Origin of the sequence: Microcystis sp. M20BS1 (assembly GCF_020245305.1) — a bacterium.
Lineage (GTDB): Bacteria > Cyanobacteriota > Cyanobacteriia > Cyanobacteriales > Microcystaceae > Microcystis > Microcystis ichthyoblabe_A.
On sequence record NZ_JADBUZ010000230.1, the window covers coordinates 1 to 18,926 of the forward strand.

General features: G+C 42.6%; 18 protein-coding genes and 2 pseudogenes. 11 read left to right on the plus strand and 9 right to left on the minus strand.

Annotated features, from left to right (window positions below):
• The 3 genes and pseudogenes from IM507_RS21635 to IM507_RS21645 all read left to right on the plus strand — a co-directional run.
• A pseudogene (locus tag IM507_RS21635) lies at positions 1 to 235 on the plus strand (hypothetical protein); the annotation flags it as partial.
• Positions 236 to 599: 364 nt separating this feature from the next.
• Positions 600 to 1,181 carry a DUF1997 domain-containing protein gene (locus IM507_RS21640; protein ID WP_002733111.1) on the plus strand — a complete coding sequence of 194 codons (582 nt, stop codon included), beginning with the start codon at positions 600 to 602 and terminating at the stop codon, positions 1,179 to 1,181.
• An 8-nt stretch (positions 1,182 to 1,189) separates the two neighbouring features.
• Positions 1,190 to 1,540: a Rieske (2Fe-2S) protein gene (locus IM507_RS21645; RefSeq protein WP_002731942.1), complete on the plus strand. Its 351-nt coding sequence runs from the start codon at positions 1,190 to 1,192 to the stop codon at positions 1,538 to 1,540.
• A 386-nt stretch (positions 1,541 to 1,926) separates the two neighbouring features.
• Here IM507_RS21645 and IM507_RS21650 read toward each other — a convergent pair whose 3' ends face one another.
• From IM507_RS21650 to IM507_RS21660, 3 genes and pseudogenes are all read right to left on the minus strand, one after another.
• Positions 1,927 to 2,739: a DUF362 domain-containing protein gene (locus tag IM507_RS21650; protein ID WP_123230832.1), complete on the minus strand. Its 813-nt coding sequence runs from the start codon at positions 2,737 to 2,739 to the stop codon at positions 1,927 to 1,929.
• A gap of 15 nt (positions 2,740 to 2,754) precedes the next feature.
• Positions 2,755 to 3,741, minus strand: a complete 987-nt coding sequence (gene dusA, locus IM507_RS21655; RefSeq protein WP_069474003.1) for a tRNA dihydrouridine(20/20a) synthase DusA — start codon at positions 3,739 to 3,741, stop codon at positions 2,755 to 2,757.
• A gap of 143 nt (positions 3,742 to 3,884) precedes the next feature.
• Positions 3,885 to 4,108, minus strand: a pseudogene (locus tag IM507_RS21660) (IS1 family transposase); the annotation flags it as partial.
• Positions 4,109 to 4,169: 61 nt separating this feature from the next.
• Between IM507_RS21660 and IM507_RS21665 the strand changes: the two are divergent.
• The 7 genes from IM507_RS21665 to lysS all read left to right on the plus strand — a co-directional run bounded on the left by IM507_RS21665 (position 4,170) and on the right by lysS (position 11,000).
• The gene (locus IM507_RS21665; protein WP_002732278.1) at positions 4,170 to 4,424 is read left to right on the plus strand and encodes a hypothetical protein; all 255 of its coding nucleotides are present in this window, start codon (positions 4,170 to 4,172) and stop codon (positions 4,422 to 4,424) included.
• Positions 4,417 to 4,719 carry a DUF3181 family protein gene (locus IM507_RS21670; protein WP_002734773.1) on the plus strand — a complete coding sequence of 101 codons (303 nt, stop codon included), beginning with the start codon at positions 4,417 to 4,419 and terminating at the stop codon, positions 4,717 to 4,719. The genes IM507_RS21665 and IM507_RS21670 overlap by 8 nt, the downstream gene beginning before the upstream one ends.
• Before the next feature lie 223 nt (positions 4,720 to 4,942).
• The gene (gene ald / locus IM507_RS21675; RefSeq protein WP_002732444.1) at positions 4,943 to 6,028 is read left to right on the plus strand and encodes an alanine dehydrogenase; all 1,086 of its coding nucleotides are present in this window, start codon (positions 4,943 to 4,945) and stop codon (positions 6,026 to 6,028) included.
• A 161-nt stretch (positions 6,029 to 6,189) separates the two neighbouring features.
• Positions 6,190 to 7,206 (plus strand): DNA (cytosine-5-)-methyltransferase, encoded by a 1,017-nt coding sequence (gene dcm / locus IM507_RS21680; RefSeq protein WP_069474002.1) that lies wholly within the window; start codon positions 6,190 to 6,192, stop codon positions 7,204 to 7,206.
• A gap of 12 nt (positions 7,207 to 7,218) precedes the next feature.
• Positions 7,219 to 8,061 (plus strand): BsaWI family type II restriction enzyme, encoded by an 843-nt coding sequence (locus IM507_RS21685; RefSeq protein WP_069474001.1) that lies wholly within the window; start codon positions 7,219 to 7,221, stop codon positions 8,059 to 8,061.
• On the plus strand, positions 8,036 to 8,563 hold the full coding sequence (locus IM507_RS21690) for an HNH endonuclease (protein WP_287637730.1): 528 nt from the start codon (positions 8,036 to 8,038) through the stop codon (positions 8,561 to 8,563). Before IM507_RS21685 ends, IM507_RS21690 begins: the two co-directional genes overlap by 26 nt.
• An 832-nt stretch (positions 8,564 to 9,395) precedes the next feature.
• Positions 9,396 to 11,000 (plus strand): lysine--tRNA ligase, encoded by a 1,605-nt coding sequence (gene lysS / locus IM507_RS21695; protein ID WP_287637732.1) that lies wholly within the window; start codon positions 9,396 to 9,398, stop codon positions 10,998 to 11,000.
• 245 nt (positions 11,001 to 11,245) lie between these two features.
• Here lysS and IM507_RS21700 read toward each other — a convergent pair whose 3' ends face one another.
• The 5 genes from IM507_RS21700 to IM507_RS21720 all read right to left on the minus strand — a co-directional run bounded on the left by IM507_RS21700 (position 11,246) and on the right by IM507_RS21720 (position 15,508).
• Positions 11,246 to 11,902 carry a class I SAM-dependent methyltransferase gene (locus IM507_RS21700; RefSeq protein WP_287637734.1) on the minus strand — a complete coding sequence of 219 codons (657 nt, stop codon included), beginning with the start codon at positions 11,900 to 11,902 and terminating at the stop codon, positions 11,246 to 11,248.
• Between the two features lie 100 nt (positions 11,903 to 12,002).
• Positions 12,003 to 12,356, minus strand: coding sequence for a DUF1257 domain-containing protein (locus IM507_RS21705; protein WP_002731874.1), 354 nt, complete (start codon positions 12,354 to 12,356; stop codon positions 12,003 to 12,005).
• 135 nt (positions 12,357 to 12,491) lie between these two features.
• Positions 12,492 to 14,003 carry a stress-responsive protein Ycf46 gene (ycf46, locus tag IM507_RS21710; protein ID WP_002731604.1) on the minus strand — a complete coding sequence of 504 codons (1,512 nt, stop codon included), beginning with the start codon at positions 14,001 to 14,003 and terminating at the stop codon, positions 12,492 to 12,494.
• A gap of 79 nt (positions 14,004 to 14,082) precedes the next feature.
• Positions 14,083 to 14,433, minus strand: a complete 351-nt coding sequence (locus IM507_RS21715) for a slr0373 family blue light stress response protein (RefSeq protein ID WP_123230829.1) — start codon at positions 14,431 to 14,433, stop codon at positions 14,083 to 14,085.
• Positions 14,434 to 14,752: 319 nt separating this feature from the next.
• Positions 14,753 to 15,508 (minus strand): amino acid ABC transporter ATP-binding protein, encoded by a 756-nt coding sequence (locus IM507_RS21720; protein WP_002741419.1) that lies wholly within the window; start codon positions 15,506 to 15,508, stop codon positions 14,753 to 14,755.
• Positions 15,509 to 15,706: 198 nt separating this feature from the next.
• Here IM507_RS21720 and IM507_RS21725 point away from each other — a divergent pair, with 198 nt between their 5' ends.
• Positions 15,707 to 17,218: an ABC transporter permease subunit gene (locus IM507_RS21725; RefSeq protein ID WP_069473999.1), complete on the plus strand. Its 1,512-nt coding sequence runs from the start codon at positions 15,707 to 15,709 to the stop codon at positions 17,216 to 17,218.
• Positions 17,219 to 17,405: 187 nt separating this feature from the next.
• On the opposite strand, the gene IM507_RS21730 is transcribed toward IM507_RS21725, so the two are convergent.
• Entirely contained in the window at positions 17,406 to 18,770 is a 1,365-nt protein-coding gene (locus IM507_RS21730) for a collagen-like protein (protein WP_123230893.1), read from the minus strand.
• Between the last annotated feature and the right edge of the window lie 156 nt (positions 18,771 to 18,926).

The window sequence follows — 18,926 nt, forward strand, 5'->3', positions numbered from 1 at the left end:
TCGACGTGGTAATGAGATTTATGAATCTCAGGTACGTTCTCAAGTGGAGGAGGGAAATCAGGGGAGAATTGTGGCGATCGACATCGAAACTGGAGCGTTTGAGCTTGCCGACGATACGATTACTGCTACCGATCATCTCTAGGAGCGTGTCCCTGATGCTCAACCTTGGGTGATTCGGATTGGACATAGAGCCGTCTTCCGTTTTGGCAGTCGCAGCCAGAGAAAGCGAGTATGATGTGTGGGGATGAGTCTTTTGTATGGCTTTAAACTTCAGATTGAGGCAGTGGAAGGTGGGCGCGTTACGATCGAAGCTTTATGACTCAGCCAAAGTTATCGGTGAAGACGGTCTAACTTTACCGTTATACTGAATCGGTTTTTAATAGCATGATTAACTCCCAATCCAACTTGAAAAACCCGCTCCCCCCCACTGTTGACTTAAAACCCCCACTGATCACTGATCACTGAAAAAGGCCTAACTTTGGGCAAAAATCTGGTTTGTGTCCCCTCTTAGCGATAAAATTTCTACATCTGGACTGTCGAAAAGTATAAGTTTTGTAAAGTAAAATTAAGAAGGGAGACAAATTTAAGATAACCAACGTATGGAAGTAACTTTTACCGCTGCCGAATCCCTAGAAATTGTTGTTGCTGAACAAACCATCCCGATTCAGCATTATCTGCGCCAACCGCAAAGATTAGTACAGGCTATCGTTGAGACTAGCCTAACAGAACACCTATCTGAGAATCGGTTTCGCCTAAAAATGCGTCCCCTAAACTTCTTGAATATGTACTATTTTCAGCCCACGGTTATTCTTAATGTCTGGGCTACCTCTGAGGGGACGATATTTTTGCAATCAGAAGACTGTCAGATCAAAGGTATTGATTATATCAACGATCGCTTTAGCCTCAATGTTCAAGGCAAACTCGCTCCTGTGGAAAAAAATAATCAAACCTATCTAGCGGGGAAAGCCAATCTTGAGGTGAAAGTCACCTTACCACCACCATTATGGTTAACCCCGCGTCCGCTGTTAGAAATCGCCGGTAATAGTCTCTTAAAAGGGGTTTTATTGCGGATTAAACAGCGTTTAATGAGTCAATTGTTGCAAGATTACCAACAATGGGCTAAACAGGATATTATTGCCCAAAATTACCCCGAAACCATTCTCGATCTCTCCCTTAGTTAAATAAAAATATGAGTTGGACAAAAGTATTATCTGTAGATTCCCTTGCCCCCGGCGCCCGTCAAGTGGTAAAAGTGGGGGAAAATTCCATTCTGTTGATTAACAATAACGGTCAATTCCACGCCGTCGGTAATCGTTGTCCTCATTTAAAATTATCGATGACGAAGGGCAAAATTACCGAAGACGGCGCGATCGTTTGTCCCTGGCATCGTAGTTCTTTTGATCTCTGTAGTGGTGCTGTCAAAGACTGGATTACCTGGCCCCCTGTGGTTAACAAAGCGATGGCGGCAGTTTCTCAACCCCAAGCTTTACCCGTTTATCCCCTTCGCATCGAAGACGGCAGCATCTGGATAGACGCATAACCGCTCACCGAGGGGGGGTTTTGGGCAACCTAAAGAGCAGTTCACTCGACAATGGGGTAATCTTGGAGAATGCCAAACCCTACCTCGCTCGCTTCCGTAAAAACCCAGTTATGGATTGTTCCCCCCGCTCCGGTGATCCCCACTCTCCTGTATATTTTTTAAACAGGATTTAGTATAAAATACCGTCATGTCAGCCTAGGAGCGGAAGGCTTTGCAGTAGAAATAATAAGCCAGAGCTTATTTAATAAGTAGTCATGCAAAATAAATTTCCTAGTGAAGACAGGCAAGAGGCAATAGGCAAGAGGCAAAAGCTTTATCGAAATGTGTAATTAATTTTGCTTAGGTACTTACAAGTGTTTGCCTATTTTAGCCAAAAATTATTAACTTTAATTGGTTTCGTTTAAAAGTTGAGAACGAAGCAAATCGATCGCATCTAAATAACTTGGCATTGGTTCATCACCTAACAGACAAGCACTGCGATCCACGCTAATCATATCATCACCCCAAAACACTTGACCGAGAGGAATAGATTTTCCTCGATCTGGGCGCCAATTGCTACTAAAATATTTGAGATTAGCGTCCACCACTGCCCCATCAAAAAGATGACCGATACAAAAATAAACATCCTGTAAAATTAGCGGTACGGAGGGGCGATGTAATTGCCCCCGCGAGTTGGGACTACGGGCTTTATAATGACTACGGGGAAAGAGTCCATAGAGATTTTTTAAAGAAGCAGAAATCAAGGGTTTATCCTTTAAATGGGTGCGTTTTAGGGTTCCAATCGTGATCCGACAATCCACTTCTTCGATAATTTTAGGGGCAAACATCGAGGGAAACCGGACAGGAAAAGGGTAAAGATTCGGATATTCTTGCTGGGGTAAACTATCAGCATCAAGAATAGTTATTCCAGGATCGAGAATAGATTTTACACCCAAAATATCGATAATTTCTCTCAAAGAAATAGCCGAACAAACTCCCTCTAATAAGATAATTTCTGCCCCGGGATTTACCCCCCTCAATCCTCGCAAAACTTGACTTAATACCGGCAGACTAACCGTTACTGGTGGTGGCACAGGATAACCTAAATTAGGTTTAATTAAAATACGTTTAGCTGTGATAGCTGCCGGGGGAGGTTGATAAACAAAATCCGCCATAGCTGAATTTTTTACCCCAGCAGTAATTGAGGATTGGGTAATCATAGAAAAGAAAATAAATTAATGGGAATTGGCCAGATCATTTAGGGAATTTACCTGCTGTAAAGCTTGCCAGATTAGCCCAGAATCGGCCCCAGGAAAATGGCTATTTTCACTAATATAACGCTTCCAGGCCTTAGTTCCGGGCTGACCGGCAAAAAGCTGTAAAAGATGTTTGCTGATCTGGTGTAATTTATAACCTTTACTCACCCATTCATCGATGTAGGGAAGCATTTTTTTGATTACTTCTTCCCGGGTAGGAGGAGTAACCGATTCCCCATAAAAATCTCGATCGACTGTGGCAAATAAATAGGGATTATCGTAGGCTGCCCGACCGATCATAACTGCATCTACTAATTGTAAATGTTGTCTAGCCTGTTCTAAATTAATGATACCGCCATTAATTTCAATAAACAAATGGGGAAACTGATTTTTTAGGCGATAAACATCATCGTAACGTAAGGGGGGGACGGTGCGATTTTCCTTGGGACTTAATCCCTGTAACCAAGCTTTCCGCGCATGGATGGTAAAACGTTGACAACCCGCATCCGCGACAATACGGACAAAATTCGCCATATTTTCGTAACTATCCTGATCATCAATACCAATTCTCTGTTTTACAGTCACGGGAATCGATACAGCTTGATTCATTGCCGATATTCCCCTCGCAACTAATTCCGGGTTAGCCATCAAACAAGCGCCGAAATTGCCCTCTTTTACCCTAGAACTAGGACAACCCACATTGAGATTTACCTCGTCATAACCCATATCTTCGGCTATTTTGGCACATTCTGCCAAAAGATAGGGATTATCACCCCCTAACTGCAAAGCTAGAGGTTTTTCTGCTAGGGAGAACCCCAGCAACTTATAGCGATCGCCGTGTTTAATCGCCATCGTCGTGATCATTTCCGTGTAGAGAAGGGGACGACGGCTAATTTGTCGCAAAAAATAGCGAAAATGGCGATCGGTATAATCCATCATCGGCGCCACACTTAAAATACTGCCCATCTTTCCCTTGATTTTTTCGCTGATCGGGACATTCTCTGGTGAACCCCAGAGAAGAACCAGTCTTCCTGCCAAGATATTTTAAAGCTTTTTGGTAAGTTGACTATCTAATATTACTGGTTAAGTAGTAGTGCAAAATAAATTTCCTAGTGGCTGGTGATTCGGTAGTAGTGATGGCGGTTTAATCCTTTGCTTTGCTGTGCATTGTAGTCATGGATAAAATACCAAAGGGTTCCTCAAGGTGATTCTCCATTTTTTTAGAGAAAGATAGACTCTCTCTCACCAGCCGAGAAATCCTTTGTCGAAAGGTATTATTTAATCTTTCAATAGGATTAGTTTGACCAGTTTCTTTCCCGACCAGTCGATGACGTTATCTATTGGCTAAAAAACCGGTACACTGATAACTGATAATTGACAACTGATCACTGCTTATGCCTCCTCGTTGGCCCCGTCAACCCGATCGCAAAAACGATCCCGCTTTCCGACGTTTAGATGATCGCATGAATTTCGCCGTTCATGTGGCGGCTTTTTTAGCGATTAATTCAGGGTTGTGGTTTTTTCATATCATTAAATTTTCCGATTGGACTTGGTTGAATCTGTTCACGGGAATTTGGGCTATTCTATTGGTGGGACATTTGATTTATATAGCGGCGATCGCTAACTACTCGGTAACACCCCATGGCTAACACAACTCAGGACATCGAAAATCTGGCCGCCCAAATCGGCGACAATATCTACATTGACGTGGCTAAATGGCATCTCTATCTCCGGGAGGCCCATTTACACAGCGTCGTTGCCGAAAAAGTCTTCCCTTTGCTCGAAAACGACAGTTTAAGTGAGAATGCAGTCATGTCTCTGCTGCGGGAGATAAAAGTCACCCTCGGAGGTGGTCATCTGCAAGTTTCTCTAGCGGATTTGTTACCCACCAAATGTCAGGTGGATTTAATCGATTTGCTGGAAGAATACCAAAAAAGTCGCTAAAATTCCCACATAGTATGTCTGATTACTCGCAACTATAGGGTTGGCTGAATAAATCTAAAAACATTGTTCGATAAGTACTGGCCTTTGGAGTGATCCGGGGGGAAATTCCGGGACTTTTCCCCTGAAAATGGCTAAAACCCTACACCCTACACCCCACACCCTACCCCCACCGAAAAACTTTTTCAGCATACCCTAGTTAGAAATAGTCCCCCAGAAGCAAACCATGGAAATAGGTGTTCCCAAAGAGATTAAAGATCAAGAGTTTCGCGTCGGTTTAAGTCCCAGTAGTGTGCGTGTACTCAATGATCGCGGTCATAGGGTATTCGTGGAAACGGCCGCCGGATTGGGTGCTGGATTCAGCGATGAGGATTACCAAAAAGCCGGGGCCAAAATTGTGGAAAAAGCGGCACAAGTTTGGGATAAACCGCTAATTATCAAGGTAAAAGAGCCGCTTAAGGCAGAATACGGCTTTTTAAACAAGGAAGCTCTCCTATTCACCTATTTACACCTAGCGGCCGAGCGCTATTTAACGGAAGCATTAATCGAGTCGGGAACAACTGCGATCGCTTATGAAACGGTCGAGCTTGCTGATGGTCGCTTGCCTCTCTTGACTCCCATGAGTGTTATTGCCGGTCGTCTTTCGGTACAATTTGGGGCCCGCTATCTGGAAAAACAACAGGGAGGTAGGGGAGTTTTACTGGGGGGCTTCCCCGGGGTGAGTCCTGGACAAGTGGTTATCCTTGGCGGGGGTGTGGTGGGTACGGAAGCGGCTAGAATTGCCATCGGTATGGGGGCAAAAGTAACTATTTTAGATATTAACGTCGATCGCTTGGCCTATTTAGAGACTTTATTCGGTTCCAGGGTAGAATTGCTTTATAGTAGCCCGGCACAATTAGAAAATGTGGTTCCTAGGGCTGATTTATTGATTGGGGCAGTGCTAGTCTTAGGAAAACGAGCGCCGACTCTAGTTTCTCGCTCTTTAGTCGCCAAAATGAACCCTGGTTCTGTAATTGTCGATGTGGCAGTAGACCAAGGGGGCTGCGTGGAAACTCTGCGGGCCACTTCCCACAGTCAACCGACTTACTTGGAGTCGGGAGTAGTACATTATGGTGTCCCTAATATGCCAGGAGCAGTACCCTGGACGGCAACTCAAGCTTTAAATAATAGTACCCTACCCTACGTTATTAAATTAGCCGACCATGGAGTAAAAGCCTTGGATCAAGATGTTTCCCTCGCTAAGGGGTTAAATGTCGCCAATCATCGGTTAATTCATCCAGCAGTGCGCGAAGTTTTTCCCGATTTGATTTGAATGTCAAAAAGGTGCGACTGAATTATTTTGGGCTGCTAGGAAAATCAGTCGTATCTATCTTAACAATTAAAACAGGATTAAGATGGTTAATTCACTTGTACTTTAGCTATCTTGTTGGTTATAATCAGGGAATATCATCCCTAGGAAAATATTAAGGTAAAATGGTCAAATTTATCGATTTATTTGCCGGCATTGGAGGCTTTAGAATAGCTTTTGAAAATCTGGGTTGTCAGTGTGTTTTTTCATCGGAGTGGAATAAATTTTCTCGAAAAACCTACGAAGCCAATTTTAACGATAGTCCCGAAGGAGATATTACTTTAATTCCCGCTTTAACAATACCAGATCATGATATATTGACGGCTGGGTTTCCCTGTCAGCCTTTTAGCATAGCTGGAGTAACTAAACACAATGCGTTAGGTACTCGCCATGGATTTGATCATCCCACTCAAGGAACACTTTTTTTCGAGGTTGTCAGAATTATTCGAGAAAAAAGACCGAAAGCATTTATTTTGGAAAATGTCAAAAATTTACAGAGTCATGACAAGGGTAAAACATTTGAAGTGATTAGAAATGCCCTATCAGATGATTTAAATTATCATATTTATTATCAGGTCATAGATGCTCGTTCTCTTGTTCCCCAGAACAGAAAAAGAATTTTTATAGTGGGGTTTGAGAAACCTAGCCGATTTATGTTTCCAGAAATACCAGATATTCATCCTAAAATTAAAGATATTCTTGAAGGGGAAGTTGATAGTAAATATACTTTAACAGATCATCTCTGGGATTACTTACAGAAGTATGCTGATAAACATAAAGAAAAAGGGAATGGTTTCGGTTATGGATTGGTTAATTTAGAGGGAATTGCCAGAACTTTGAGTGCTAGATATTATAAAGATGGTTCCGAAATTTTGATCCCTCAACAGGGAAAAAATCCCCGTCGTCTAACACCAAGAGAATGTGCAAGATTGATGGGATTTCCTGAAAAATTTATTATTCCTGTATCTGATAATCAAGCTTATAAACAGTTTGGTAATGCGGTTGTACCTCCTGTAGTAGAGGCAATAGGAAGGGAGATATTGCTAAGTCTGAATAATCCTATTTTAGATCAGAAAAATTTGCTTGATTCATCTCGCAAAAATGCAATTATCAAACAATTAGAACTTGCCCTAGTTTTTTAGTCCTAAAGATTTATGAGTGATATCTATAGCTTTAATGTTCAGGAAAATGAATTAATCGAGACAATTAAGAATGCTTATTATATGCAACCGGTGATCTCGAAAATAGACGCTATTTTAGCAATTCAAGATGTAGAGATATATCAAAATGCTTTCAATTATCTCTATGAAGTTATTCAAGGCTCAAAAGATGAAGTAGAAAAAATTATTAAACAAAGAAAGCTTCGGGGATTGATTAAAGATGAAAAACAAACTGCCAAAGCTGTGGTAGGAAACATATTTCCCTATGCGGTTATCTATATTTTTCTCAAAAATAAGGAGATCAAGAATATTGATCAACATATTTATATAACTAATAAAAAATCTGCTGTTCGAGGATTTGAAAATATATCCACTATTAAATTGGGTGATGGAGAACAACAAAAACCAGATTGTGATTTGATCATTTATTCTTACCATACTTCTGCAAATATAAGTGATGGTAATAATCAAGAAATACCCTATCCTAAATGTATAATTTTATCGTTAAAAACTTCTTTGCGAGAAAGAGCATCGCAAACCTATAAATGGAAACTTTTGTTAGAAATAGCTAATGAGCATGGTTCTAAAATTAAGGAAAAATACGGCATTAACTATAATGTTCCAGAAATTCCTCTTATCTGTTTTGTTACAGTTAATTTTTACAACGAAATTAACAATCCTCAACAACGAGGAATGTTAAAATTTTTTGATAAAGCATTTTTGGCCAAAAAATTAGATAATGAAAAAGAGACAGATTTAAATAGACAAAAATCCCAAGATTTTATTAGTCCCTTATCAGAATTAGTAGATTTTGTTAGAGACTTTTTTAAACTGTAAAGTCAGGAAAAAATTACACGTTATTTTAGGAGTTATAAACGAGCAGCAAGAGGATTTTACTAGACTTGATTTTTCGGAAAATATCAAAACAGAAACCGAGGCAATCAGAAAAGTTAGAATCGGACAAAACTTTTTTAGAAAGACAATTTTAGCCCTATATAACTATCGTTGCTGTATTACAGGAAATCCCATTCCTCTGTTACTAACAGCTAGTCATATATTACCCTGGAGTCAATTTCCCGAACAGCGTTTAAACCCTCATAATGGCCTGTGCCTAGCTCGTACTCATGATACTGCTTTCGATCGAGGTTTAATTAGTTTCGATGAGGATTTAAGATTAATTATTGGCCATGAGATCGAAAAAAAGGCTCGGGATCAAGGTAGCGAGACGTTAGAACTAAATTTTATCAACTATCGCGGTAAAACTTTAAATGTTCCCGATCGCTTCTCACCGGATTTGGATTTTTTAAACTATCATCGCTATCATATATTTCAGGGCTAAAAATAGGATAAGATAAGTTAAATTCTCAATTGCACTACTTTGTTTATAATTGAGTTTGTCTAAAACACTTTTGCAATTTCAGCTTGTGTATAAAGTTTTATCTAAGGATTCAACATTTCTGACCTATGCGGTTATCTATATTTTTCTCAAAAATAAGGAGATCAAGAATATTGATCAACATATTTATATAACTAATAAAAAATCTGCTATTCGAGGATTTGAAAATATATCTGGACTTCCCCCATACATAAATACTAAAAAATCAACAAAACCCTTACTGCAGGTCGCTTCTCAGAAAAAATTGAAAAGAGGCTACTGAGTACATTTTTCGCTTAAAAATGGCTGTACCGTTGACTATATCTGGAGTAGAGCGATTCCGTAGAGTTGGCTGTATAGTGATCGCTAACCTGATGGTAACAGATAGTGTCATTAATCTCTAGAGTAAGCGATTCCCTCTGTAGCCATGTTTTTGCTGGTTTTCTGCCCTGAAACAAGGTATAACGGTCCAAAGGTCAAATTTGAAAGTTTTTGCCTCAAACCCTATCCGCGTAAAGACTTCAGGATTTTGTGTCCAGTAGTCCATTAGTATTGTGTTGATTTAACTCAGGCTCTGTAAGACTTTTAGCCATAGTTAGTATGTTTATACGGGGGAAGTCGAGGAATATTAAAGATATCTTGTCTTTAATTAGATGGCGCAAAGAAGACGACCCCCTGAACCCAGGCCAAAGATTTACACCTCATCTCGACCTACTCCAGATAACCCAGTATGTCAAGTGTTAGATATTCCTTTAGAATGTAAAATGTAAAGACTGTAGATACATAAGGTTAATTCATGTTTTGGGCCGACAAGATTGCTGCGGATGCACAAGGAAACCAAGTTGTCAACGATTCAAAAACCCCATCTGGAAGAGTTCATGTTGGATCGTTGAGAGGGGTTGTGATCCATGATGTGATTGATCGAGCCTTGAAACATTCTGGTAAATCATCGAAATTCCTCTATGGTGTTGATGATTATGATGCACTTGATACTGTTCCCCATTATCTCGATCGAGAGAAGTTTGCACCTTACTTAGGGTTTCCCCTTTGCAATGTCCCTTCACCGGACAATAGTGCCAGCGATTATGCAAAGTACTTCATGGGGGAGTTTCTAGAGGTTTTCGAGCATTTGGGGGTTAGACCAGAGGTTTACTATTTGCGTGATCTATACCGCTCAGGTCGATTAAATTCCTACATTGATACCTTCCTCAAAAACGCTCATTTGGTCAGAGAAGCCTATCTAGAGGTGAGCAAAGCGCGTCGGCCAGATAACTGGTATCCCTTTCAGATCGCTTGTGAAAATTGCGGCAAGATTGCAACAACGGTGGTGTCAGATTACAACGGGTCAGAAGTTTTCTACACTTGCAAACCTGATGCAACGGATTGGGTTCAAGGTTGTGGTCATTCAGGCTGGGTTTCTCCTTTTAATGGCAATGGTAAATTACCTTGGAAAGTTGAGTGGGTGGCAAAGTGGGATTTATTGGGAATCACCATTGAGCTTGCGGGTAAAGATCACTCCCAGAAAGGAGGATCTAGAGATGTTGCGAATGCAATTTGTCGAAAAGTGCTACGAAAACAGCCACCTTTCCATTCACCCTACGAATTCATTTTGGTCAATGGCACGAAGATGAGTTCATCAAAGGGGGTTGGTTCAAGCGCCAAAGAAATCGCTGAGTTACTTCCTCCTGAGCTACTTCGATTTTTAATGCTACGAACTCAGCCTAAGACGGTTATTAACTTTGCGCCCAATTATGAAACGACAACCAGGCTATTTAGAGACTACGATTCTCTAGCTGATAAGTATCAAGCTTTATCAGCAGATGCCCAGCAAGAATCTGCTTTGCCTGAAGAGTTAATGCCATTGTTTTACTCTCAACTTGATGGAGCAATTAAGCCTTACCATCCTGTTGATCTCAGCACGCTGATTTCTTTACTGCAAGTGCCTCACCTCGATATTCGTCAAGAGATTGAAAAACGTAGTACTCAGCCTTTAAACGAATATGATTGGCAAATTGCCAATCAAAGGATTTCAGTTGCCCAAAAATGGTTGGCGGACTATGCTGACGAAGAAGAGAAATTGGTTCTTTATCTTGACAGGGTTCCTGAGAAAGTTAGGGACTTGACTCAGGAGCAGGTTGCTTATCTCAGACAGCTAACTCATAGCTTGACAGATGTTAAGGTTTGGGAAGCTGACGAATTGCAAACAACTTTATTTGCAACAGCAAAAGAGTTAGAAATGCAGCAACCCCTTGCATTTAAAGCTGTTTATTTATCGTTCTTAGGTAAAGAGCGTGGGCCAAAAGCTGGAGCTTTGCTGTCATATTTAGAGCGTGATTTTGTGATTGATAGAATAAAAAATGTAGTAGGTTTTCTTGAAAAAATGCCAACGATTTCGAGGTAATTATTGATGTTCAACAACTTTAGAGAGTACTTACACCAGTTTGCATTATCAGTTGATATTGTAGATCGAGATATTCTTGTAAGTATTCGTTAAATCCTCTGGCAATACTTACACAAATCTCTTAGTTTACAGTTTGCGGAGGAATTACATCCAACACAAGTGAACAACAAACCAGGAGAGATCAAATAGGCTATTCCAACGAATTACAGATATTATCGGAATAGCCCTCTGATTGTTAACGGTGATTATAATCCTAGAGAAGATTCTTTTTTTCCTATCACTGCATAGAAGGGATCAGCAACCATAATTCCTAACATTTGCAGGAAACTGGGGGTAGTAGCAGGACGAACGATCGCCTGTACTTCCCTAAATCCCGCCACCGATTTAAAATAGGATTTCACTAACGCTACCCGGCCTAAATCGCTATTATCGCGCCAAGCAGCGATCGCTTTTTGATAAAACATTCGATTGGAAAAACTGACCACCACCAGACCATTAGGCTTTAAAATGCGATACAGTTCCGCAAAAATCGCCTCTGGATACTGCAAATACTGCACCGACACCGTGATTAACACCGCATCAAAAGAACTATCCTCTAGGGGCAATTTTGGCTGTGCATTGAGGTCTTGGACAAAATAACTATGCAAGCGGGGATTTTTGGCTAACTCCTCCCCATTCATCCCGTGACCTTCGATATGCTCAAATTCCATCTCCTCCGGTAAATGGGACACCCAGCTGCTCATCAGGTCTAAAATGCGCGTATTCGGCGATAATATCTCTCGGTAGAGAGCGATTAATCGATCGATAAAACCCTCATCCACGTGGGTGACAAAGCGGGGAAAAGCATAAAAATCGCTGTCTTTCGTCGGATCGAGTTTAGTTCTTTCTTCGGGTCGGAGCATTTTTGTCAAGTTAATTTTACTATTCTTAACATACCCCACAGACAGAAAAAAGGGTTAACCGAACTGGTCAACCCCTAGGCTTGGGAACGCGCTGTAAATCTTAGCTTTGAACGACTAGCTTAACGTTAGCGTTTTGCAGACCGCGCTGTTTCACTTCGGATAGGGTTTTGTTCACAGCGTATTTTTGGTTGATCGAGTTGATCAATTCGGTTTGATTGTGTTTTTTGGCTACACCCCAGAGGTCAGCGATTAAATCAAAACTGCCGTCGGTATTGCGGGACCAACCGAGATCATATTCGCCATCGAGAACAGCAACGATGTCAGAGCGAACCCGTTGACCGTTGTAACCACGAACATCAGCTTCGGTTTTCACGCTAATGCCGAGGTCGCGGAGAGAAGCTTTGAGGATTTCGGCATCGGTGATTTTGGTCCGGAGAGTGCTGAAATGAGACATTGGAATTTCCTCTTTGTAGATTAAGAATTAACAACAACAGATTGAGAGTTAAAGAGTGCCGCCAAGCGGCTTTTCGAGGCATTGCTAGTCCCTGAGAACTAGCCTTTCATCCCGTTGGGAGCGGGCGAAAGTCTGTTAGAACTCCAATCGCTGGTACTCAGCGACGGAGGCCGAAGCAGGTCGGGCGCGTTGTCTGGCCCAATCACGCAGGGCAGTTACCTGTTCGGTCATGGTGCGAGATAGGGGCAGAGTCGCCTTAATCGCCGCAATAATGTCTAATTGCGTGAATTCGCGATCTTGGGCGAAGGCCTCATACATGGCGGCAATCAGCGCCTGTTCTATTTCCGCACCGGAAAACCCATCGGATACCTTGGCTAACTGCTCCAAATCGAAGCGAGAAATGTCGGAGCGTCGTTTAGTCAGGTGAATATTAAAGATATCTTGTCTTTCTTCGGAATTGGGCAAATCGACAAAGAAGATTTCATCGAAGCGCCCCTTGCGGAGAAATTCCCCGGGTAGCCGTTCAATCCGGTTAGCTGTGGCCATAACGAAGACGGGCGAGGTTTTTTCCTGCATCCAAGTCAGGAAGGAGCCGAAGATGCGGCTAGAGGTTCCCCCATCGGAATCGGCGGATCCTGTACCACCGGCAAAAGCTTTATCTAATTCATCGATGAAAAGAATGGCCGGAGAGATGGATTCGGCAGTTTTTAAGGCATTACGCAGGTTGGCCTCGGACCGTCCCACCATGGAACCATCGTAAACCCGTCCCATATCTAAGCGCAGGAGCGGTAAACTCCAGAGGCGCGAGGTGGTTTTGGCAATTAAGGACTTACCACAGCCCGGTACTCCTAAAATTAGCATTCCTTTCGGTTGGGGGAGTCCGTAACCTCTGGCTCTTTCTGTAAAGGCGTTCGAGCGCTGTTTTAACCATCTTTTTAATTCTTCCAGACCGCCGACGGCATTGATGGTCTCGTCCTCTTCAATGTATTCTAAAATTCCGTTGCGGCGAATCAGTTGTTTTTTCTCGGAAAGGACGATTTCTACCTCGTCTTCCGTTAATTTGTTGGCTTTTACATAGGCCTTGCGGTAAACTTTTTCGGCTTCATCTTTGGTTAAACCCAAGGCCGCTTTCAGGAGTTTTTCCCGCACCTCTGTGGTGGTACGACGATTTTGATTTTTGCCTAGATGTTGAGAGAGAACCGTATCCAACTCTCCCATGTCCGGCAGAGGAAAATCTAGAACTACCACGTCTTTCTCTAGTTCTATAGGGACTTCTTGCAGGGGAGACATTAAAATAATGATTTTTTCGGTTCCTTTAAAGCTGGCGATCGCATCTCTTAACCAGCGAGTCACCGGAGCAGAAGTGATGAACGGATGCAGGTCTTTAAAGATATAGATACCCCCTTCCCGTTGACGCACTACCCATTCGATCGCCGCTTCTGGCGACACGGTATTATGTTGACTGGTTTGGCGCGGTTGACCCAGTTCGATCATGCCGTGGGTGACAGTCCAGACAAACACCCGTCGATGTTGTGTATTTAGTTGGGCTATTTTGCTGATGGCTTCTTCCGCCCTTTCCTCCTCGGAGGTGACGAGGTAAATCAGGGGATACTGAGCCTTGACGAGAATTCCTAGCTCTTCTTTCATAACATCGACCCTATTTGTGGTAACGGTTTTGACCTTGGGCGGCTGATGGCTGTAGATGCCTTGTTCGGCTACTGAGAGTTTAGCAGGGAACTAAGGCTGCTTCTCCTTCTGTGGTTCCTTGGACCCCAACGGGTTCGGGAACTTCGAGCGGGAACTCGTCGCCCACTATTCCAGGCTGACGTTTGATCGACCTTAGCCGATCTTCTTTCATTACTAAGGCGGCATCACACTCGGGACAGACATGAACCTGATAGGTTTTGCCATAGGCGGCGGCTTCGATTTCTTCTACCTTTTCGGGGTATTTTAGGTAGAAAGCGATCGCTTTTTCCACCAGCCCTGACATCGATTCTTCATCGATCGCGGCTTTGATTTTCAGTTGACGATGGACTCCAGGGGGAAGGTACAGTGTGACTTTTTGCTTGTCTTGCATATCACTAAATTGGTTTACCCGGGTATGTGTCTCTACTATAACCACTGTCTTTCTCTCCTGTCAAGATGGTAAGCTGTTATAACGGCATAATTGTAACATTTCTTTACAATTGTTGGGGAAGTGGGGTGTGGGGTGTGGGGTGTAGGGTGTGGGGTGTAGGGTGTGGGGTGTAGGGTGTGGGGAGAATAAAGCTGCCTTTTGCCTTTTGCCTTTTGCCTTTTGCCTTTTGCCTTTTGCCTTTTGCCTTTTGCCTTTTGCCTTTTGCCTTTTGCCTCCTGTCTCCTGTCTCCTGTCTTTTGCCTCCTGAATTCAGCCAACCCTAATTACTATTGATGCGACTTAAAAAGGCTTGTAAGCGCTCGCTGTGGGGATTATTAAAAAAGGTGTCGGGATCGCCTGCTTCTTCGATGACACCTTGATTAAAGAACAAAACCTTGTTAGAGACTTCCTTAGCGAACTGCATTTCGTGGGTGACGACTACCATAGTCATACCGTCATCGGCCAATTGACGCATGACGTTTAACACTTCCCCGACTAATTCCGGATCTAGGGCCGAAGTGGGTTCATCAAATAAAATCACCTCTGGTTTCATGCAGAGACTGCGAGCGATCGCCACCCGTTGTTTTTGGCCTCCCGATAATTGGTCGGGATAAACATCGGCTTTTGGTGCTAATCCCACCTTTTCCAGATAATGAATTGCCGTATCCTTAGCCTCATTTTCCGAGTGGTGTAACACTTGCTTGGGGGCCAACATCAAGTTTTGTAAAACGGTGAGATGGGGAAAAAGATTAAAGTGTTGAAACACCATACTTACCCGGCTGCGTAAGTTGCGGAGGACCGATTGATTTAACTTCGGGGAAGAGATGTCAATTCCCATCACCTCCAAGCGGCCGCCGTTAATTGTTTCCAAACGATTGAGACAGCGTAAAAAGGTACTTTTGCCGCAGCCAGAGGGACCGATTACCGATACCACATCCCCTTGATAAAGAGTGCCTGTAACTCCTTTAAGTACCTCTAAAGAGCCGTAACTTTTGCGTAAACCTTCACTAACAATCACAGGGGTGGTAGTGGTCATGATGTCCTCTCGTAAAAAATTTTAGATTCTGTATAAAGGTATCCAGATTAGTTTCTGCTAAATTGTATCCTTGACGACATTTTATCAAGAGGAATAATCATAATACTCAAATAGTCTCTCTACATCTGTCTTAGGTGAGGAGTAGGACAAAATCCTTAACTTAATTGAGTAAAAAAATCAAGGAGAAACAATTAAAAAATGATTAAATTTTGGCGAGGGCGGGCGGTGCAGAGAGTCATCTTTGCCTTGTTAGGATTAGTTTTGGCGATCGGATTAACTGTTATTCCCGCTTTTTCTCAGACTCCTCCTAATCCTTTTCGAGTCGCCACAGAAGCGACTTTTCCACCCTTTGAATTTCAACAAGGGGGACAATTAACCGGGTTTGATATCGATTTAATGCGGGCGATTGGCAAGGAAGCCGATCTCAACATTGACTTTAGAAATTTACCCTTTGATGGCATTATTCCGGCTCTACAAGCGAGAACAGTGGAAGCCGCTATTAGTGGCATGACCATCACCGCCGAACGCGCTCAAGCGATTTCTTTTTCTCGACCTTATTTTAGGGCTGGTTTAGCGATCGCTGTTCGGGAAGATAATAAGACGATTAAAAATTTTGAAGACTTAAAAGGCAAAAGAATTGCCGTCCAAATTGGCACAACAGGAGCCTTAGAAGCGGCGAAAATACCGGGGGCAACAGTTAGTCAATTTGACTCGGCGGCTTTAGCTTTGCAGGAATTAATTAATGGTCGAGTTGAGGCGGTAGTTAACGATAAACCCGTGACTTTGTATGCAATTAAACAAGCGGGTTTAAGGGGAGTAAAGGTGGTCGGAGAATTATTAACGGAGGAATTCTACGGCATTGCTTTACCCAAAAATTCCCCCTATCTCCAGTTAATTAATGATGCTCTCGGTCGAGTTATAGAAAGTGGTCAGTACGATGTTATTTTTAGGCAATGGTTTGGAGAAAAACCGCCAGAATTACCCTTAGTTGCCCCAGCTTTAAAGAATTTACAGGAATCGAGGTTTAACTGGGGAGAATTATTCTATAACCTGATTGTGAAAGGGGTTCCCTGGACAATTCTGTTAACAGTTCTGTCTTTTCTGTTCGGGTTAATCGGCGGAACTTTAGTGGCTATTGCCCTGATTTCTCCCTACAAATGGTTAAAAATAATTTGCCGCATCTATGTGGATTTCTTTCGGGGAACACCGATGCTGGTGCAATTATTCTTGATCTATTTTGGTTTGCCCGGGTTGTTCCGAGAAATTGGCTTAAATATCGACTTAGATCGTTTACCGGCGGCCCTATTTGCCCTAAGTTTAAATGTAGCGGCCTATTTAGCTGAAATTATGCGCGGCGGTATTCAATCGATCGATAATGGTCAATGGGAAGCTTGTTCTAGTTTAGGGATGTCCCCAGTGCAAACCATGCACGAGGTGATTTTTCCCCAAGCTTTTCGCCGGATGTTGCCGCCCTTGGGGAATGAATTTATCACCCTAATTAAAGATACCAGTTTAGCGGCAGTAATCGGTTTTGAAGAATTATTCCGGCAAGGTCAATTAATGGTGGCCACTACCTATAAAGCTTTCGAGATTTATATCGCTGTTGCTGTAGTTTATTTGGTTTTAACTACCCTTTCCTCTGTGGTATTTAAGCGCTTAGAGATTTATATGGATCCCCTACATAAATCTAAACAGGAACAGAAAGCTTAGACGCAACAGATGGGAACTGATAAGTAATAGGGCAAAATTAATTTCTTGGTTAGGATAGGCAAGAGGCAAGAGGTAGTTAGATAGGGTTTGCTGAATAAATGTGAAATATAGACGAGGTAAGTTGATAATTTTTAACGCCTACCTACTTAACATTGCACCGGAGAAAGGAGAAGGGAACTTTTTTGACTTATCTCCGTGGCATATTTGCCCCTTTAATCGTGTCGCGGATGACGATTTTTTGCTCTTTGGAATAACCGGCAAAAGAACGAGTAGCAAGTAACTCGATTTCTACCCCCGTACCCGATCGCAAGGATTCCACAGGTAAGGGTAATTGACCGATATCCAGAATAAATTGATTGCCCTCCTGTCGGATTAAATTAGCAGGCATATCTCCTTCATAGCGAGTGACAAAATCAGTTCTGGGACTGGTTTGCAGGTCGTCTGCTTGCCAACGAGTGACGCGATAACGCAGTTTAAATTTAGTGCCAATTAAATTCGATTGGGAAGCTTTATCTTCGAGAAAAAGCCTTAAATCAGTACCATTTCCTGTAATACCTTTTGCTTCTAATTGGGTGACATCTCGTTCAAAAACAGCATTATAAACGACAAATTCCGTAACATTATTGCGTTTTTGAGTGGTTCCCTCAATCCACAATTCACTGGGGACAGTTACCTTCATTTCCTTTTGATCATCGAGGGTTAAAGTAAAACGCTGATTAGCAAACCGGTTAAACTCTTGGGGGGCATTCCAAATTAAAATAAAAGAACGTTCCGATCGATCTAATAAAATCCGATATTGATCATCGATCAGGGAACCGGGAGAAAATAAAGACATTGCCCCAGTGCGAGTTTCCCAACTATTTTTAGATAGAATATAACCCCGTTCTTTTAACTCCGAAAGGGGAACAGTTGCGCTCGGTTGATCGGCAGTTAAAGGGCGATCAATTTGAATTAAAGTTAACTGTCCTAAACGTCCCTCGCGACCGTTACGACCACTATTACCCGTCGCCCCATCCAGACCGTCCTGACAGCTAAATTCTCTGGTGGTACAGCTATAATTGGCATCACCCGGCCTACCGCTACAGGTTTGAATTGTCCAGAAAGGTTGGGAACAGCGACAACCCTTGCCCCCTTGGCCTCCCTGACCCCCAAAACCCCCAGCGCCTCCGGCAGCATTGACCGTTACTTGTCTTAAAAAATCTAAATTAGTGGCATAGAGGGTTAAAGCGCCGCCATTGCCCCCATCACCACCATTACCCCCATTGCCACCGTTGCCACCACCGGCCGCCTGGAGATTTCGTGTGACGTTGCTAGGTTGACCGCTACAGTTGCCATCGCTGCCGTTGCCGCCATTTTCACCATCGATTCCTTTTTGTCCTGAAATATCGAGTTTTAGGGGAGAACCATCGAGAAAAAGGGTTAAACTGTCACTATTTTTGCCTTGGCTGCCGATCTTGCCAGCTTTTCCGCTTTGGCCCTGTTTACCGAAAGTCTGTACATCGGAACCTTGGGCTAACCAAGAACAGCGATCGCCAGTCACCGTGGTGGGCATTAGGTAAGGTAAAGGAAGAAAAAAGGTGAATATTAATGATTTAGCCCAAAAATTCATGATTTTAGCGAATTTATCCGCAAAGACTCCGATCAATTCCCTCTTGATGACTTTTAGATCTAGATTTTTGTTTCCCCTCTATCAATAAGGTGCGCTATC

Excerpts from the sequence above, each read along its gene's own strand:
- IM507_RS21665 (WP_002732278.1), top strand. The coding sequence starts at position 4,170 with ATGCCTCCTCGTTGGCCCCGTCAACCCGATCGCAAAAACGATCCCGCT.
- IM507_RS21670 (WP_002734773.1), top strand. The coding sequence starts at position 4,417 with ATGGCTAACACAACTCAGGACATCGAAAATCTGGCCGCCCAAATCGGC.
- dusA (WP_069474003.1), bottom strand. The coding sequence starts at position 3,741 with ATGGGCAGTATTTTAAGTGTGGCGCCGATGATGGATTATACCGATCGC.
- IM507_RS21645 (WP_002731942.1), top strand. The coding sequence starts at position 1,190 with ATGAGTTGGACAAAAGTATTATCTGTAGATTCCCTTGCCCCCGGCGCC.
- IM507_RS21700 (WP_287637734.1), bottom strand. The coding sequence starts at position 11,902 with ATGCTCCGACCCGAAGAAAGAACTAAACTCGATCCGACGAAAGACAGC.
- IM507_RS21725 (WP_069473999.1), top strand. The coding sequence starts at position 15,707 with ATGATTAAATTTTGGCGAGGGCGGGCGGTGCAGAGAGTCATCTTTGCC.
- IM507_RS21720 (WP_002741419.1), bottom strand. The coding sequence starts at position 15,508 with ATGACCACTACCACCCCTGTGATTGTTAGTGAAGGTTTACGCAAAAGT.
- IM507_RS21685 (WP_069474001.1), top strand. The coding sequence starts at position 7,219 with ATGAGTGATATCTATAGCTTTAATGTTCAGGAAAATGAATTAATCGAG.
- IM507_RS21650 (WP_123230832.1), bottom strand. The coding sequence starts at position 2,739 with ATGATTACCCAATCCTCAATTACTGCTGGGGTAAAAAATTCAGCTATG.
- IM507_RS21705 (WP_002731874.1), bottom strand. The coding sequence starts at position 12,356 with ATGTCTCATTTCAGCACTCTCCGGACCAAAATCACCGATGCCGAAATC.
- IM507_RS21715 (WP_123230829.1), bottom strand. The coding sequence starts at position 14,433 with ATGCAAGACAAGCAAAAAGTCACACTGTACCTTCCCCCTGGAGTCCAT.
- ycf46 (WP_002731604.1), bottom strand. The coding sequence starts at position 14,003 with ATGAAAGAAGAGCTAGGAATTCTCGTCAAGGCTCAGTATCCCCTGATT.
- lysS (WP_287637732.1), top strand. The coding sequence starts at position 9,396 with ATGTTTTGGGCCGACAAGATTGCTGCGGATGCACAAGGAAACCAAGTT.
- IM507_RS21730 (WP_123230893.1), bottom strand. The coding sequence starts at position 18,770 with ATGCCCACCACGGTGACTGGCGATCGCTGTTCTTGGTTAGCCCAAGGT.
- ald (WP_002732444.1), top strand. The coding sequence starts at position 4,943 with ATGGAAATAGGTGTTCCCAAAGAGATTAAAGATCAAGAGTTTCGCGTC.
- IM507_RS21640 (WP_002733111.1), top strand. The coding sequence starts at position 600 with ATGGAAGTAACTTTTACCGCTGCCGAATCCCTAGAAATTGTTGTTGCT.
- dcm (WP_069474002.1), top strand. The coding sequence starts at position 6,190 with ATGGTCAAATTTATCGATTTATTTGCCGGCATTGGAGGCTTTAGAATA.